This window comes from Streptomyces sp. NPDC051207, from assembly GCF_040682395.1.
In the GTDB taxonomy this organism is placed as follows: Bacteria; Actinomycetota; Actinomycetes; order Streptomycetales; family Streptomycetaceae; genus Streptomyces.
Window position 1 is genome coordinate 91,462 of record NZ_JBFBAX010000021.1, and the last position, 14,183, is coordinate 105,644.

A 14,183-nucleotide genomic window follows, 5' to 3' on the forward strand; every position below is an offset into this window, starting at 1 on the left:
CGGCGTGCTCAGCGGGTCACTTCTTCCTGCCGCGCTTCTCGCGCACCCGCACCGAGATGTGGATCGGCGTGCCCTCGAAGCCGAACTCCTCGCGCAGCCGGCGCTCGATGAAGCGCCGGTAGCCCGCCTCGATGAAGCCGGAGGCGAACAGCACGAACCGCGGCGGCCTGGTGCCGGCCTGCGTGCCGAACAGGATGCGCGGCTGCTTGCCGCCGCGCACCGGGTGCGGGTGGGCGGCGACGAGCTCGCCGAGGAAGGCGTTGAGCCGGCCCGTCGGAACCCGTGTCTCCCAGCCCGCGAGGGCCGTCTCGATCGCCGGGACCAGCTTCTCCATGTGACGCCCGGTGCGCGCCGAGACGTTCACCCGGGGCGCCCACGCGACCTGGCCCAGCTCGGTCTCGATCTCCCGCTCCAGGTAGTAGCGGCGCTCCTCGTCCAGGGTGTCCCACTTGTTGAAGGCGAGGACGATCGCGCGGCCCGCCTCGACGGCCATGGTGAGGATGCGCTGGTCCTGCACCGAGATGGACTCGGAGGCGTCGATCAGGACGACGGCCACCTCGGCCTTCTCGACGGCGGCGGCGGTGCGCAGCGAGGCGTAGTAGTCGGCGCCCTGCTGGAGGTGGACGCGCTTGCGGATGCCGGCGGTGTCCACGAACTTCCAGGTCACGCCGCCGAGTTCGATCAGCTCGTCCACCGGGTCGCGGGTGGTGCCGGCGAGTTCGTTGACGACGACGCGCTCCTCGCCCGCCACCTTGTTCAGCAGTGAGGACTTGCCGACGTTCGGGCGGCCGATCAGGGCGATGCGGCGCGGGCCGCCGGTGGCGGTGCCGAAGGTCTGCGCCGGGGCCTCCGGGAGGACCTCCAGGACCCTGTCCAGCATGTCGCCGGTGCCGCGGCCGTGCAGCGCGGAGACCGGGTACGGCTCGCCGAGGCCCAGTGACCACAGGTAGGACGCGTCGGCCTCGCCGCTCGGGCCGTCCACCTTGTTGGCGCACAGCACGACGGGCTTGCCGGCCTTGCGCAGCAGGCGGACGACCGCCTCGTCGGTGTCGGTGGCGCCGACCTTGGCGTCCACGACGAAGACGACCGCGTCGGCGGCCTCGATGGCGTACTCGGCCTGCGCGGCCACGGACGCGTCGATGCCGAGGACGTCCTGCTCCCAGCCGCCGGTGTCGACCACCTTGAAGCGGCGGCCCGCCCACTCGGCCTCGTAGGTGACGCGGTCGCGGGTGACGCCGGGCTTGTCCTCCACGACGGCCTCGCGGCGGCCGATGATGCGGTTCACCAGGGTCGACTTGCCGACATTGGGGCGGCCGACGACGGCGAGCACGGGCAGCGGGCCGTGCCCGGCCGCCTCGATGGCGCCCTCGACGTCCTCGACGTCGAAGCCCTCTTCCGCGGCGAGCTCCATGAACTCCGCGTACTCGGCATCGCCAAGCGCCCCGTGGTCGTGCTCCTCGCCCGAGCCCTCGGAGTGGATGTGGTCGTTCATGAAGTCCGTACCTCGTTCATCGTGGTGATCGGTGGACCGCCCGTTTCCTAACGGTCTGATCCACTACTCAGTGTGGCCCGGCGGCCGGTCAGCCGCCTGGCGTTTTCCAGGTTCGCGGTGAGCTGCTTCTGGATGCGATCGGTCGCCGCGTCCAGCGCCGCGCGGGTGCGCAGCCCGCTGCCGTCGTCCGCGTCGAACGGGTCGCCGAAGACGACGTCGACGCGGGAGCGCAGCGGGGGCAGCCCTTTCAGCAGCCGCCCGCACCGCTCGGTGGTTCCCAGTACGGCCACCGGGACGACGGGCGCCCCGCTGCGCACGGCGAAGTACGCGAGTCCGGCGCGCAGCGCGGCGAAGTCGCCCTCGCCGCGGGTGCCCTCCGGGAAGATGCCGAGCACGCCGCCGTTGTCCAGGACGGCCAGCGCCCGGGTGATGGCGGCGCGGTCGGCGGTCGTGCGGTCCACCTTCAGCTGGCCCATGCCGAGCAGGAGGGGGTCGAGCGGGCCGACGAACGCCTCCTTCTTGATCAGGAAGTGCGTCGGCCGGGGCGCCACGCCCATCACCATCGGGCCGTCGATGAAGTGGCTGTGGTTGACGGCGAGGATCACCGGGCCGGCCGCGGGGACCCGCCAGGAGCCGAGCACCCGCGGCTTCCACAGCCCGTGCATCAGTCCGACGCCGATCCGCCGCCCGATCTCGGCGCCCTTGACGGACGGGGCCCGGGACCCAGCCGTCACTTCGCGGCCCGCTTCTCCTCGACGAGCGTGACGACGCACTCGACGACCTGCGCCAGCGTGAGGTCGGTGGTGTCCACCTCGACCGCGTCGTCCGCCTTGGCCAGCGGGGAGGTCTTGCGGCTGGAGTCGGCCGCGTCCCGCTTGATCAGGGCCTCGCGGGTGGCGTTGATGTCGGCGCCCTTCAGCTCGCCGCTGCGGCGGGCGGCGCGCGCCTCGGCGGAGGCGGTGAGGAAGATCTTCAGGTCGGCGTCCGGCAGGACGGTCGTACCGATGTCGCGGCCCTCCACGACGATGCCCTGCTCGGCGGACCGGGCGATGGCGCGCTGCAGCTCGGTGATCCGGGCGCGCACCTCGGGCACGGCGCTGACCGCGCTGACCTTGGAGGTGACCTGCTGGGTGCGGATCGGGCCGGCCACGTCCGTGCCGTCGACGGTGATCGTCGGGTTCGCCGGGTCGGTGCCGGACACGATGTCCGGCTTGTCGGCGACGGCGGCGATCGCGGCCGGATCGTCGACGTCGACGCCGTTGGTGACCATCCACCACGTGATCGCCCGGTACTGGGCGCCGGTGTCCAGGTAGCTCAGGCCGAGCTGCGCGGCCACTGCCTTCGACGTGCTCGACTTGCCCGTGCCGGAGGGGCCGTCGATGGCGACAATCACTGCGGCGCGTTCCACTGTGGGGGCACCTTTCCTGGTCCTGGGTGGTGGGCGGGGGCAGAAGGGCCCTGGACAAGGTTACTGCGTACGAGTGGCCCCCCGGTCCACGCCCGCGGCCCCCCGGCGCCTACTGCCGCAGGGCCCAGCCCCGGTCCCGCAGCGCCGCCGCCAGCAGGGGCGCCGCCTTCGGCTCGACCATGAGCTGCACCAGGCCGGCCTGCTGTCCGGTGGCGTGCTCGATGCGCACGTCCTCGATGTTGACCCCGGCCGTTCCGGCGTCCGCGAAGATGCGGGCCAGCTGTCCGGGCTGGTCGTCGATGAGCACGGCCACGACCTCGTAGACGCGCGGGGCGGTGCCGTGCTTGCCCGGCACCCGGACCTGGCCGGCGTTGCCGCGGCGCAGCACGTCCGCAATGCCGGCGGCGCCCTCGCGGCGCTTGTCCTCGTCGGAGGACTGCAGCGCGCGCAGCGCCCGTACGGCCTCCTCCAGGTCGCCGGCGACGTCCGTGAGGAGGTCGGCGACCGGCCCCGGGTTGGCGGAGAGGATGTCGATCCACATCCGGGGGTCGGAGGCGGCGATCCGGGTCACGTCGCGGATGCCCTGGCCGCACAGCCGTACGGCGGCCTCCTCGGCGTTCTCCAGCCGGGCGGCGACCATGCTGGACACCAGGTGGGGCATGTGGGACACGAGGGCCACGGCGCGGTCGTGCGCGTCGGCGTCCATGACGACGGGCACGGCCCGGCAGTGCGAGACCAGTTCCAGGGCGAGGTTCAGCACCTCGGTGTCGGTGTCCCGGGTCGGTGTCAGCACCCAGGGGCGGCCCTCGAAGAGGTCCCCGGTCGCGGCGAGCGGCCCCGACTGCTCGCGGCCGGACATGGGGTGGCTGCCGATGTACGCGGACAGGTCGAGGCCGCGTTCCTCCAGCTCGCGGCGCGGGCCGCCCTTGACGCTGGCGACGTCCAGGTAGCCACGGGCCAGGCCGCGCCGCATGGCGTCGGCGAGGACCCCGGCGACGTGCGCGGGCGGCGCGGCGACGACGGCGAGGTCGACGGGCCCGTCCGGCGCCTCGTCGGTGCCGGCGCCGAGGGCCGCCGCGGTGCGGGCCTGCTCCGGGTCGTGGTCGGCGAGGTGGACGGCGACCCCGCGCTGGGAGAGGGCGAGGGCGGCGGAGGTGCCGATGAGCCCGGTGCCGATGACGAGTGCGGTTCTCACTGGGCGATGTCCTTGCGCAGGGCGGCGGCGGCGCCGAGGTAGACGTGTGCGATGTCGGCGCGGGGGCGGTCGGAGTCGATGTGCGCGAGGAGCCGGACGACGCGGGGCATGGCGCCCTCGATGTCCAGTTCCTGGGCGCAGATCAGGGGGACGTCGACGATGCCGAGCTTGCGCGCGGCGGCGGCCGGGAAGTCGCTGTGCAGGTCGGGCGTGGCCGTGAACCAGATGCTGATCAGGTCGTCGGGGGTCAGCCCGTTGCGTTCGAGGACGGCGGTGAGCAGGGCCCCGACCTGCTCGTCCATGTGCCCGGCCTCGTCCCGTTCCAGCTGGACGGCGCCCCGGACCGCTCGTACCGCCACGGTGATGCTCCTCGCTGACGTGCGTGTTGGCTGTGCGTCCGTCCAGCCTAGCCATCCGCGCACCGCCGACCGGCGATGCCCAATGCGTGAGACGTCCGCTGCGGGGAACGCGACGCGGCGAACGGTTGTGCCGGCGGCCGGCGCGGCTGCGGCGGGCGACGGCGACGGGTCCCGGCCGGTCCGCGGGGGTCACGGGCGGCCGGGAGGGAAATTCGATCCGCCCGGCGTGACGCCCCGCGTACGCTCCCGGTCATGCATCCGACAACACCCGGGACGCTGGTGCGCGACCACACGGTCTACGCCTGTGTGATGGGCTCGCGCGCCTTCGGCCTGGCGACGGACGGCAGCGACACCGACCGGCGCGGGGTGTTCGTCGCGCCCACCGAGCTGTTCTGGCGCTTCGAGAAGCCGCCGGCGCACGTCGAGGGCCCGGCCGAGGAGCAGTTCAGCTGGGAGCTGGAGCGGTTCTGCGAGCTGGCGCTGCGCGCGAACCCGAACATCCTGGAGTGCCTGCACTCCCCGCTCGTGGAGTACGCCGACGACACCGGCCGCGAGCTGCTGGCCCTGCGCGGGGCGTTCCTGTCCCGGCGGGTCGGCGAGACGTTCACCGGGTACGCGCTGGGCCAGCACCGCAGGCTGGAGGCCGGCGTCCGGGCGCACGGCGTGCCGCGCTGGAAGCACGCCATGCACCTGCTGCGGCTGCTGACGAGCGTCCGCGACCTGCTGCGCACGGGCACGCTCACCCTGGACGTCGGTGACGCGCGCGAGCCGCTGCTGGCCGTGAAGCGCGGCGAGGTCCCCTGGGAGCGGGTCGAGGCCCGGATGACCCGGCTGGCCCGGGAGGCCGAGGAGGCAGCCGCGCGCAGTCCGCTCCCGGTGGAACCGGACCGGCGCCGCGTCGAGGACTTCCTGGTCCGGGTGCGCCGCACGTCGGCCCTCGCAGCCCTCCGGGGAGCCGGGAAGCGCTGAAGGAGCGCGGCTTGCGGCTCGCCCGGCGCGCCGTGCGGTTTCCCCGGGGTGTGTCCTGCACGCGCGCGGGCAGGACCGGCGTGTGTCCCGCACGCGCGCGTGCGGGATGCCGTCCGCCCACGCGCGCGTGGGCGACGTCGCAGGCCGACCCGCGCGCGTGCCGGATGTTCCCCGCGCCGGTCCCCGCTCAGGCGTCCCAGAGCGCTCCGAGCGTGATCAGGTCGCTGCGGTACTCGATGCGGTCGGCCCACGCGGCAGGCCAGGCGTCCGCGCCGAGGTGGGCGCCCGCGAAGGCGCCGGCGAGGCAGGCGACGGAGTCGGAGTCGCCGGAGGAGCAGGCCGCGCGGCGCAGCGCGGTGAGGGGCTCGTCCGTGAACATCAGGAAGCAGAGCAGCCCGGTCGCCAGGGCCTCCTCGGCGATCCAGCCGGCGCCGGTGGCCAGGCACGGGTCGGTCTCGGGCGAGGCGGTGCGCACGGCGTCGTCGAGCCGGTCGAGGATCGCCAGGCACTCGTCCCAGCCGCGGGCGATGAACTGCTCCGGGCCGGGGTCCTGGTCACGGGTCCACAGGTCGCCGAGCCAGTCGTGGTGGTAGCGGGTGCGGTTGTCCAGGGCGTAGGAGCGCAGCAGGCCGACGAGGCCGGCCGGGTCGGCGCCCTGCGCGAGCAGGTGCACGGCGTGCGCGGTGAGGTCGGAGGCGGCGAGCGCGGTGGGGTGGCCGTGGGTGAGGGCCGACTGCAACTGGGCGGCGCCGGCGCGCTGGTCGTCGCTGAGGCCGGGGGCGAGGCCGACGGGCGCGACGCGCATGTTGGCGCCGCAGCCCTTGGAGTGGATCTGGCTGGCGTCCTGCCAGGGCCGGTCCTCGCTCCCGAGCAGGTCGCAGGCGCGCAGGCAGGTGTTGCCGGGCGCGCGGTTGTTCTCCGGCGACCGGTACCAGTCCACGAACTCCTCGCGCACCGGCCGCTCCAGGCTCTCCGGGCTGAGCACGCCCCGGTCCATCGCCGTGCGCAGGCCCTTGCCGAGGGAGAGCGTCATCTGCGTGTCGTCGGTGACGATCGCGGGCGTCGGCAGCTCCATCTCCCGCCAGGGCCCGCACTTGGCGAGGATCGAGGGCACGTCGTTGAACTCGGTCGGGAAACCGAGCGCGTCCCCGAGGGCGAGGCCGATCAGCGCTCCGGTGGCGGCGCGCTTGCGGACGGTGGTCGAGGTCATGCGGGTCGTCCTTCCCGGGACGGTCGGAGCAGGGGCGGGTGCAGGGTGGTGGCGGTGCCCGCGCGGTACAGCGCGGCCGGTTTGCCGCGGCCGCCGGTGAGCCGGGCGGCGCCCGGGACCGGTTCGACGAAGCCGGGCGTGGCGAGCACCTTGCGGCGGAAGTTGGGCGGGTCCAGGGCGGTGCCCCAGACGGTCTCGTAGACGCGCCGCAGCTCGCCGAGGGTGAACTCGGGCGGGCAGAAGGCGGTGGCGAGGCAGGTGTGCTCCAGCTCGGCGCCGACGCGTTCGTGCGCGTCGGCCAGGATCCGGTCGTGGTCGAAGGACAGCGGCCGGGCGTCGCCGTACGGCACCCAGCGGGCCTGTGCCGCGTCGCCGCCGCCGCGCGGTTCGAGCGGCGTGTTCCCCGGGCCGGGGCCCGCGGGAGGCGGCAGCAGCGCGGCGAACGCGACCGAGACGACCCGCATACGGGGGTCGCGGCCGGGCTCGCTGTAGGTGCGCAGCTGCTCCAGGTGCAGCCCGGTGACGTCGGACAGGCCGGTCTCCTCGGCGAGTTCGCGCCGGGCGGCGGTCTCCGCGGACTCGTCCGGCCGCACGAACCCGCCGGGCAGCGCCCACTGCCCGGCGTACGGCTCCTGCCCGCGCTCCACGAGGAGGACGTGCAGGGTGTCCGCGTGGACGGTGAGGACGGCGAGGTCGACGGTGACGGCGAAGGGTTCGTGGGCGTACTTGTCGTATCCCCGCGGCGCGGTCACGACCGCCCACCCCCCTTCCCTGGCCGACACCGTTAATAGTCAGTGCGACTATAAAGGGGGACGGGCGACCGCCACAACCGGTCAGCGGTCGCTCCGCCCGGGGCGCGACCGTCCGGTGCGGCCCGGCGCGGACCGCACCCGGCGAGCACCCCGGTCGCGCCCCGGCACAATCCCTCAGCGGGCCCCTGCCCCCGCATCGCGCCCCGGCGCCAGCGCCGCCACCACCGCCCCGGTCGCCGCCGTGCCCGCCATGACGGCCAGCGCCGGGCCGCAGCCGGCCACGAAGGACGACGGGACGCGGCGACGAACGCCAGGCGCAGCGTGCCTGCCCTCGTAACCGTCGTAGGAGCGCCAGGCCCGCAGATACGTCTCCTGCACCAGGTCCTCCGCCTCGTCGGCGGACCCCAGCAGCCGGTAGTGCGCCAGCAGCTCCCGCCGGTACGGCTCGGTCAGCCGCGCGAACTCCTCGCGGTCCGTCGTCGTCACGGTCGTCCCCGCTCCCTCCGTCACGGAAGGACAGACCGGCGCGCGAGCGAAAAGGCATCGGCCGGTCCCGGAGCAATGTCCGGAACCGGCCGGGGCACAGCGGCCCATGTCGTTCTCAGGACGGGCCGGCGCTGTCTACAGGTCGACTTCCTGCATCAGCATGCCGACCTCCGTGTTCGACAGGCGGCGCAGCCAGCCCGACTTCTGGTCGCCCAGCGTGATCGGGCCGAACGCGGTGCGCACCAGTTTGTCGACCGGGAACCCGGCCTCCGCGAGCATGCGGCGCACGATGTGCTTGCGGCCCTCGTGCAGGGTGACCTCGACCAGGTAGTTCTTGCCGGTCTGCTCCACGACCCGGAAGTGGTCCGCGCGCGCGTAGCCGTCCTCCAGCTGGATGCCGTCCTTCAGGCGCTTGCCGAGGTCGCGCGGGATGGGGCCCACGATGTGCGCGAGGTACGTCTTCTTCACGCCGTACCTGGGGTGGGTCAGCCGGTGCGCCAGCTCGCCGTGGTTGGTGAGCAGGATGATGCCCTCGGTCTCCGTGTCGAGCCGCCCAACATGGAACAGCCGCGTCTCGCGGTTGGTGACGTAGTCGCCGAGGCACTGCCGGCCCTCGGGGTCCTCCATCGTGGAGACGACCCCGGCGGGCTTGTTCAGCGCGAAGAACTGGTAGCTCTGCGTGGCGACGGTCAGCCCGTCGACCTTGATCTCGTCCTCCTCCGGGTCGACCCGCCGGCCCTGCTCCAGCACGATCTCGCCGTTGACCTCGACGCGGGCCTGCTCGATCAGCTCCTCGCAGGCGCGCCGGGAGCCGTAGCCCGCGCGGGCGAGGACCTTCTGCAGGCGCTCGCCCTCCTGCTCGGCGCCGGGGAACGTCTTGGGGAGCTTGATGTCCTTCTTCCCTGCGTACCGCTCGCGGTTGCGCTCCTCGATCCGCGTGTCGTACTCGCGGGGGCGCGCCGGGGCGGTACGGCCCCGTCCGCCCTGCTGGGGCTGCTTGGGGCCGCCCTTGGCGCCGCCGCGGGCCGCGCCGCCGCGCCCGGCCTGCGGGCCGTCCTTCGTGGCCCCGGGCCCCACGTCGTAGCGGCGCTCCTCGGGGCGGGGCTTGCGGGGGCGGCCCTGCCCCTGCTTCTGGTCCCTGTCATTGCCGGCGCCGCGGTGGTTACCGCGCCCGCCGCTCTTGCCGCTGCCGCTGCTTCGCATCAAATATCCGTCGTTGTCGTCGTAGTCGTCGTAGTCGTCGGGGTCGTCGTGGCCGGCACGTTCGTCGTGGGTCCGTCGTCCGGTTCCGGGGCGTCCGGATCGAACGACGGTACGCCTTCCTGGGTCTCGGCCTCGATCGCCTCCGCTTCCGGGAGGAAGGGCGCGAGCTCCGGGAGCTCGTCCAGACCGCGCAGGCCCATCCGCTCCAGGAAGTAGTTCGTCGTCCTGTACAGGATCGCACCTGTTTCGGGTTCCGTGCCCGCCTCTTCGACCAGCCCTCGCTGCAGGAGGGTGCGCATGACGCCGTCGCAGTTCACTCCGCGCACGGCGGAGACCCGGCTGCGGCTGACCGGCTGCCGGTAGGCGACGACCGCGAGCGTCTCCAGCGCGGCCTGCGTCAGCCGGGCCTGCTGGCCGTCCAGGGCGAAGCCCTCGACGGCGGGCGCGTACTCGGGCCGGGTGTAGAAGCGCCAGCCGCCCGCGACGAGCCGCAGCTCGAAGCCGCGGCCCTGCGCGGTGTACTCGTCGGCCAGTTCGCGCAGCGCGTCCGCGACCTGGCGTCTGGGACGCTCCAGTATTTTCGCCAGGTGCTCCTCGGTCGCGGGCTCGTCCACGACCATGAGGACCGCCTCCAGGGCGGGTTTGAGTGCGAGGCCGGCGACGGTCCGCGGCCCCGCCGGTCGTTCGGTGGTGTCCTCGCTCACGGCTTGTCCCCCTTGGGCGGCTTGGGCGGCTTCGGCGGCTCGGGCGGCCGGTCGAACTCGTCCGTCACGGTCGGTGTCTCGTCCCCGTCGCCGCCGGTCCAGCGCACGAGCAGATCGCCGAGGGCGGTCTCCTGCTCCAGCGCGACGGCCTTCTCGCGGTACAGCTCCAGCAGGGCGAGGAAGCGGGCCACGACGGTCAGGGTGTCGTCGGTGTCCTCGACCAGCGCCCGGAAGCTCGCCTCGCCGAGTTCCCGCAGCTGCGCGACGACGATCCCGGCCTGCTCCTGCACGCTGACCAGCGGCGCGTGGATGTGGTCGACGTACACCTGCGGCTTCGGTCTGGGCTGCATCGCCTTCACGGCGAGCCGGGCGAAGCCCTCGGGGCCGATGCTGATGACGACCTCGGGCAGCAGCTCGGCGTGGTGCGGTTCGAGTCCGACGGTACGGGGGTGGCGCCGGGCCTCCGCGTCCAGGCGGGCGCTGAAGATGTCGGCGACCTGCTTGTACGCGCGGTACTGGAGCAGCCGCGCGAACAGCAGGTCCCGGGCCTCCAGCAGGGCCAGGTCGGCCTCGTCCTCCACCTCGGCGGCGGGCAGCAGCCGGGCCGCCTTCAGGTCGAGCAGCGTGGCGGCCACCACCAGGAACTCCGTCGTCTCGTCCAGGTCCCAGTCCGGCCCCATGGCCCGGATGTACGCCATGAACTCGTCGGTCACCTTCGACAGGGCGACCTCGGTGACGTCCAGCTTGTGCTTGGCGATCAGCTGGAGCAGCAGGTCGAAGGGCCCCTCGAAGTTGGCGAGCCGGACCGTGAACCCACCGTCGCCGTCGGAGGCCCCGTCGGCGCCAAAGGCTTCGTCGGCGCCGGACGGTTCCCTCCCGTCACCACCACCGGAGGCCTCGTCGGCGCTCGGCGGAACCACCGGGCCCGGCGGCTCACCGGCAGAAGCGACGGAAGCGGCTGCATCGATGGAAGCGGCGGCCTCGTCCTCGGCCCCCGCCGGCTCGGGCGGCGGGACCGCCCCCGGCCCCCGCCCCAGCGCACGCCTGCGCCCGGCAGACGCGCCGGAGGCGGAGGCGGGAACATCGTTCGAGGTCATGACCCCCGCAGGCTACCGCTACCGCCCACGCAGCCGTCGTACGAGGATGCTGGCGTCCCCGCGGGTCTCCAGGTCCGCGAGCACCACCGCGACCGCCTCCCGGACGATCCGCCCGCGGTCGACGGCCAGTCCGTGCTCCCCGCGCAGCACCAGACGCGCGTGCTCCAGGTCCATCAGCTCCTCGGCGGACACGTACACGGTGATCTTCTCGTCGTGCCGCTCCCGGCCGCTGGGCCGCCGCGCGGCGGCCCGGCCCCGCTTGCGCGGCGCGGCGGCGGAACCCTCCGCCGCGTCCTGGCGCCGCGCGGGCCCCGCGGCGCCGGACCGGCTGCGGGACTCCGCGTCGACCGGCTGCGCGTCCGCCGCGACGTGTTCCGGGCCGACGCCGTCGCCGCCCTGGGCGGGCACCGACTGGGGCGCGTCCTCGGCCGACGCCGCCGGATCGCTCTCCCCCGCGGGAGGCGGCACCCGGGGCTCGCCGTTGGCCTGGCGCCGGGGGGTGGACGCCTGGAGCGCCATCCCCCCTGTCGTACGGAAGAGTTCGTCGGCCCCCGGCAGACTCACTCGGCGTGACACCGGGCGAGCACCTCCCTGGCGAGCTGGCGGTAGGCGGCGGCACCGACGGAGTTGGAGGCGTACGTGGTGATCGGCTCGCCGGCGACCGTGGTCTCCGGGAAGCGCACCGTACGCCCGATGACCGTGTGGTAGACGTGGTCGTCGAACGCCTCGACGACACGCGCCAGGACCTCACGGCTGTGCACCGTGCGCGAGTCGTACATCGTGGCGAGGATCCCGTCGAGCTCCAGCTCCGGGTTGAGCCGCTCCTGGACCTTCTCGATGGTCTCCGTCAGCAGGGCCACACCGCGCAGTGCGAAGAACTCGCACTCCAGCGGCACGATCACCTTGTGCGCGGCCGTCAGGGCGTTGACCGTGAGCAGGCCGAGCGAGGGCTGACAGTCGATGACGATGTAGTCGTAGTCGGGCAGCAGCGGCTTCAGCGCCCGCTGCAGCGTCGACTCGCGGGCGACCTCGGAGACCAGCTGGACCTCGGCCGCCGACAGGTCGATGTTGCTGGGCAGCAGATCCATGTTCGGGACCGCCGTCTTCAGCAGCACCTCGTCGGCCGCCATGCCCCGCTCCATGAGCAGGTTGTAGACGGTGAGGTCGAGTTCCATCGGGTTGACGCCGAGTCCGACCGACAGCGCGCCCTGCGGGTCGAAGTCGACGAGGAGCACCCGGCGTCCGTACTCCGCGAGCGCGGCACCCAGGTTGATGGTCGACGTCGTCTTGCCGACGCCGCCCTTCTGGTTGCACATCGCGATGATCTTCGCGGGTCCGTGGTCGGTCAGCGGGCCCGGGATCGGGAAGTACGGCAGCGGGCGCCCGGTCGGGCCGATGCGCTCACGGCGCTGACGGGCCGCGTCGGGCGCGAGCGTCGCCGCGTACTCCGGATCGGGCTCGTACTCGGCGTCGGGGTCGTAGAAGTGACCCTCGGGCAGTTCGTCGTAGGCGGCGAAATGGTTGTGGGGCGCGCCACTTCCGTCGCCGGCCTTGGCGTTCACGTGATGGCCATCCATGCTCGGGTGTGCTGTCTGAGTCGCCTGCTGACTCTGGTGGGCTGCGAAGGTGCGCACTGCGACGGAGCCGACAGCCTCGAACCCCGCGGGACCCTGGCCCCGTGCAGGCATTCCTGGTTGACCACCCCCGGGAGTAAATGTCGACTCATTCACAAGTCGTCTTACCTCCTTGGTGACCAGGAAACTTCTAGACAGGTCAGCGTGGCACCATGCCGACGGTTGGCGACTCTATGGCGTGTCGGGCGTCCGCAGCAACACAATCCGCCGGACCCGGCCTGATGTGTCGGCAATGAAACATCCCTCTGTCAAGGGCGTACGGCCGTCGCACGGCAGGTTTCGCCGGTGTACGAATCGGTCGAAGGGCTACGTTCGAGGCGAGTTGACCGAGAGCCGCAAAGTGACCATACACACATCCGGCCGGACCTTGTCGGGCAAGGTCCGGCCGGATGTACGAGGTTGACGACCCGTGTTGACGTATCGCCTTTACCTCGTGATGACTTGATCGTGCCGGTCGGCCGGACGGTCAGCCGAGCAGCGAGTCCAGCTCGACGTGGTCGAGGCCGTGCGCCTCGGCGACCTCCTTGTAAACGACCTTGCCGTCGTGGGTGTTGAGGCCCTTGGCGAGCGCCGGGTCGCGGCGCAGCGCGTCGACCCAGCCGTTGTTGGCGAGCGAGACGATGTACGGCAGCGTGGCGTTGGTCAGGGCGTTGGTGGAGGTGTTGGGCACCGCGCCGGGCATGTTGGCGACGCAGTAGAAGACCGACTCGTGGACCGGGAAGGCCGGCTCGGCGTGGGTGGTGGGACGGGAGTCCTCGAAGCAGCCGCCCTGGTCGATCGCGATGTCGACAAGGACACTTCCGGGCTTCATGCGGGCCACCATCTCGTTGGTGACCAGCTTCGGGGCCTTGGCGCCGGGGATGAGCACCGCGCCGATGACGAGGTCGGCGTCGAGGACGGCCTTCTCCAGCTCGAAGGAGTTGGACATGACGGCCTTGACCTTGGTGCCGAAGATCTTGTCGGCCTCGCGGAGCTTGTTGATGTCGCGGTCGAGCAGGGTCACGTCGAAGCCCATGCCGACGGCGATCTGGGTGGCGTTCCAGCCGGAGACGCCGCCGCCGATGACGACGGCCTTGGCGGGGGTGACGCCCGGGACACCGCCGGGCAGCACGCCGCGGCCGCCGTTGGCGCGCATCAGGTGGTAGGCGCCGACCTGCGGGGCCAGCCGGCCCGCGACCTCGGACATCGGGGCGAGCAGCGGCAGCGCGCGGCTGGGCAGCTCGACGGTCTCGTAGGCGATCGCGGTGGTGCCGGACTCCAGCAGGGCGTCCGTGCACTCCTTGGAGGCGGCCAGGTGCAGGTAGGTGAAGAGCGTCTGGTCCTTGCGGAGGCGGTGGTACTCCTCGGCGATGGGCTCCTTGACCTTCAGCAGCAGGTCGGCGGCGGCCCAGACCTCGTCGGCGGTGCCGAGGATCTCGGCACCGGCGGCGACGTACTCGTCGTCCGTGATCGAGGAGCCGGTGCCCGCACCGCGCTCGATGACGACCTGATGGCCGTGGCGCACCAGCTCGTGCACACCGGCGGGGGTGATGGCCACCCGGAACTCGTTGTTCTTGACCTCGCGGGGGATGCCGACCTTCACGTCGATCACGGTCCTTGGCTCTGGGGACAGGGGGTATTGCATGACATACCCGGGCGTGCGGGGGCACACCGGGAGAGACCGCAGGAGAACGT

Annotated in this window: 14 protein-coding genes and 1 pseudogene; 1 reads left to right on the plus strand and 14 read right to left on the minus strand. The window is 72.8% G+C overall.

All coding sequences use genetic code 11. From position 1 onward, the window contains the following. Nucleotides 1-16: 16 nt before the first annotated feature. From der to aroH, 5 genes are all read right to left on the minus strand, one after another. On the minus strand, nucleotides 17-1,492 hold the full coding sequence (gene der, locus AB0M97_RS21075) for a ribosome biogenesis GTPase Der (protein ID WP_365962444.1): 1,476 nt from the start codon (nucleotides 1,490-1,492) through the stop codon (nucleotides 17-19). Nucleotides 1,493-1,539: 47 nt separating this feature from the next. Further along, a complete protein-coding gene (locus AB0M97_RS21080) occupies nucleotides 1,540-2,265 on the minus strand; it encodes a lysophospholipid acyltransferase family protein (RefSeq protein ID WP_365962445.1) in 726 nt (241 codons plus the stop codon). Continuing rightward, complete coding sequence (gene cmk / locus AB0M97_RS21085; protein ID WP_365962446.1) at nucleotides 2,223-2,900, minus strand: (d)CMP kinase; 678 nt, start codon at nucleotides 2,898-2,900, stop codon at nucleotides 2,223-2,225. The genes AB0M97_RS21080 and cmk overlap by 43 nt, the downstream gene beginning before the upstream one ends. Nucleotides 2,901-3,009: 109 nt before the next feature. After that, nucleotides 3,010-4,095 (minus strand): prephenate dehydrogenase, encoded by a 1,086-nt coding sequence (locus AB0M97_RS21090; RefSeq protein ID WP_365962447.1) that lies wholly within the window; start codon nucleotides 4,093-4,095, stop codon nucleotides 3,010-3,012. Next, nucleotides 4,092-4,454 (minus strand): chorismate mutase, encoded by a 363-nt coding sequence (gene aroH / locus AB0M97_RS21095; RefSeq protein ID WP_365962448.1) that lies wholly within the window; start codon nucleotides 4,452-4,454, stop codon nucleotides 4,092-4,094. Before aroH ends, AB0M97_RS21090 begins: the two co-directional genes overlap by 4 nt. 252 nt (nucleotides 4,455-4,706) lie before the next feature. Here aroH and AB0M97_RS21100 point away from each other — a divergent pair, with 252 nt between their 5' ends. Next, complete coding sequence (locus tag AB0M97_RS21100) at nucleotides 4,707-5,423, plus strand: nucleotidyltransferase domain-containing protein (protein ID WP_365962449.1); 717 nt, start codon at nucleotides 4,707-4,709, stop codon at nucleotides 5,421-5,423. A gap of 187 nt (nucleotides 5,424-5,610) precedes the next feature. On the opposite strand, the gene AB0M97_RS21105 is transcribed toward AB0M97_RS21100, so the two are convergent. The 9 genes and pseudogenes from AB0M97_RS21105 to ald form a co-directional block, all read right to left on the minus strand. Continuing rightward, nucleotides 5,611-6,633, minus strand: a complete 1,023-nt coding sequence (locus AB0M97_RS21105; RefSeq protein WP_365962450.1) for an ADP-ribosylglycohydrolase family protein — start codon at nucleotides 6,631-6,633, stop codon at nucleotides 5,611-5,613. Next, nucleotides 6,630-7,385: an NUDIX domain-containing protein gene (locus AB0M97_RS21110; RefSeq protein ID WP_365962451.1), complete on the minus strand. Its 756-nt coding sequence runs from the start codon at nucleotides 7,383-7,385 to the stop codon at nucleotides 6,630-6,632. The genes AB0M97_RS21105 and AB0M97_RS21110 overlap by 4 nt, the downstream gene beginning before the upstream one ends. Before the next feature lie 318 nt (nucleotides 7,386-7,703). Then, nucleotides 7,704-7,871 (minus strand): annotated as a pseudogene (locus tag AB0M97_RS21115) (sigma factor); the annotation flags it as partial. A 135-nt stretch (nucleotides 7,872-8,006) separates the two neighbouring features. Next, entirely contained in the window at nucleotides 8,007-9,074 is a 1,068-nt protein-coding gene (locus AB0M97_RS21120) for a pseudouridine synthase (protein ID WP_365962452.1), read from the minus strand. Further along, entirely contained in the window at nucleotides 9,074-9,778 is a 705-nt protein-coding gene (gene scpB, locus AB0M97_RS21125; protein ID WP_365962453.1) for an SMC-Scp complex subunit ScpB, read from the minus strand. Before scpB ends, AB0M97_RS21120 begins: the two co-directional genes overlap by 1 nt. Beyond that, nucleotides 9,775-10,875: a segregation/condensation protein A gene (locus tag AB0M97_RS21130; RefSeq protein ID WP_365962454.1), complete on the minus strand. Its 1,101-nt coding sequence runs from the start codon at nucleotides 10,873-10,875 to the stop codon at nucleotides 9,775-9,777. The genes scpB and AB0M97_RS21130 overlap by 4 nt, the downstream gene beginning before the upstream one ends. Nucleotides 10,876-10,893: 18 nt before the next feature. Beyond that, on the minus strand, nucleotides 10,894-11,451 hold the full coding sequence (locus AB0M97_RS21135; protein WP_365962455.1) for a hypothetical protein: 558 nt from the start codon (nucleotides 11,449-11,451) through the stop codon (nucleotides 10,894-10,896). After that, nucleotides 11,436-12,563 carry a ParA family protein gene (locus tag AB0M97_RS21140; protein WP_365962456.1) on the minus strand — a complete coding sequence of 376 codons (1,128 nt, stop codon included), beginning with the start codon at nucleotides 12,561-12,563 and terminating at the stop codon, nucleotides 11,436-11,438. Before AB0M97_RS21140 ends, AB0M97_RS21135 begins: the two co-directional genes overlap by 16 nt. A gap of 412 nt (nucleotides 12,564-12,975) precedes the next feature. Then, nucleotides 12,976-14,100, minus strand: coding sequence for an alanine dehydrogenase (gene ald / locus AB0M97_RS21145; RefSeq protein ID WP_365962457.1), 1,125 nt, complete (start codon nucleotides 14,098-14,100; stop codon nucleotides 12,976-12,978). Nucleotides 14,101-14,183: the final 83 nt, after the last annotated feature.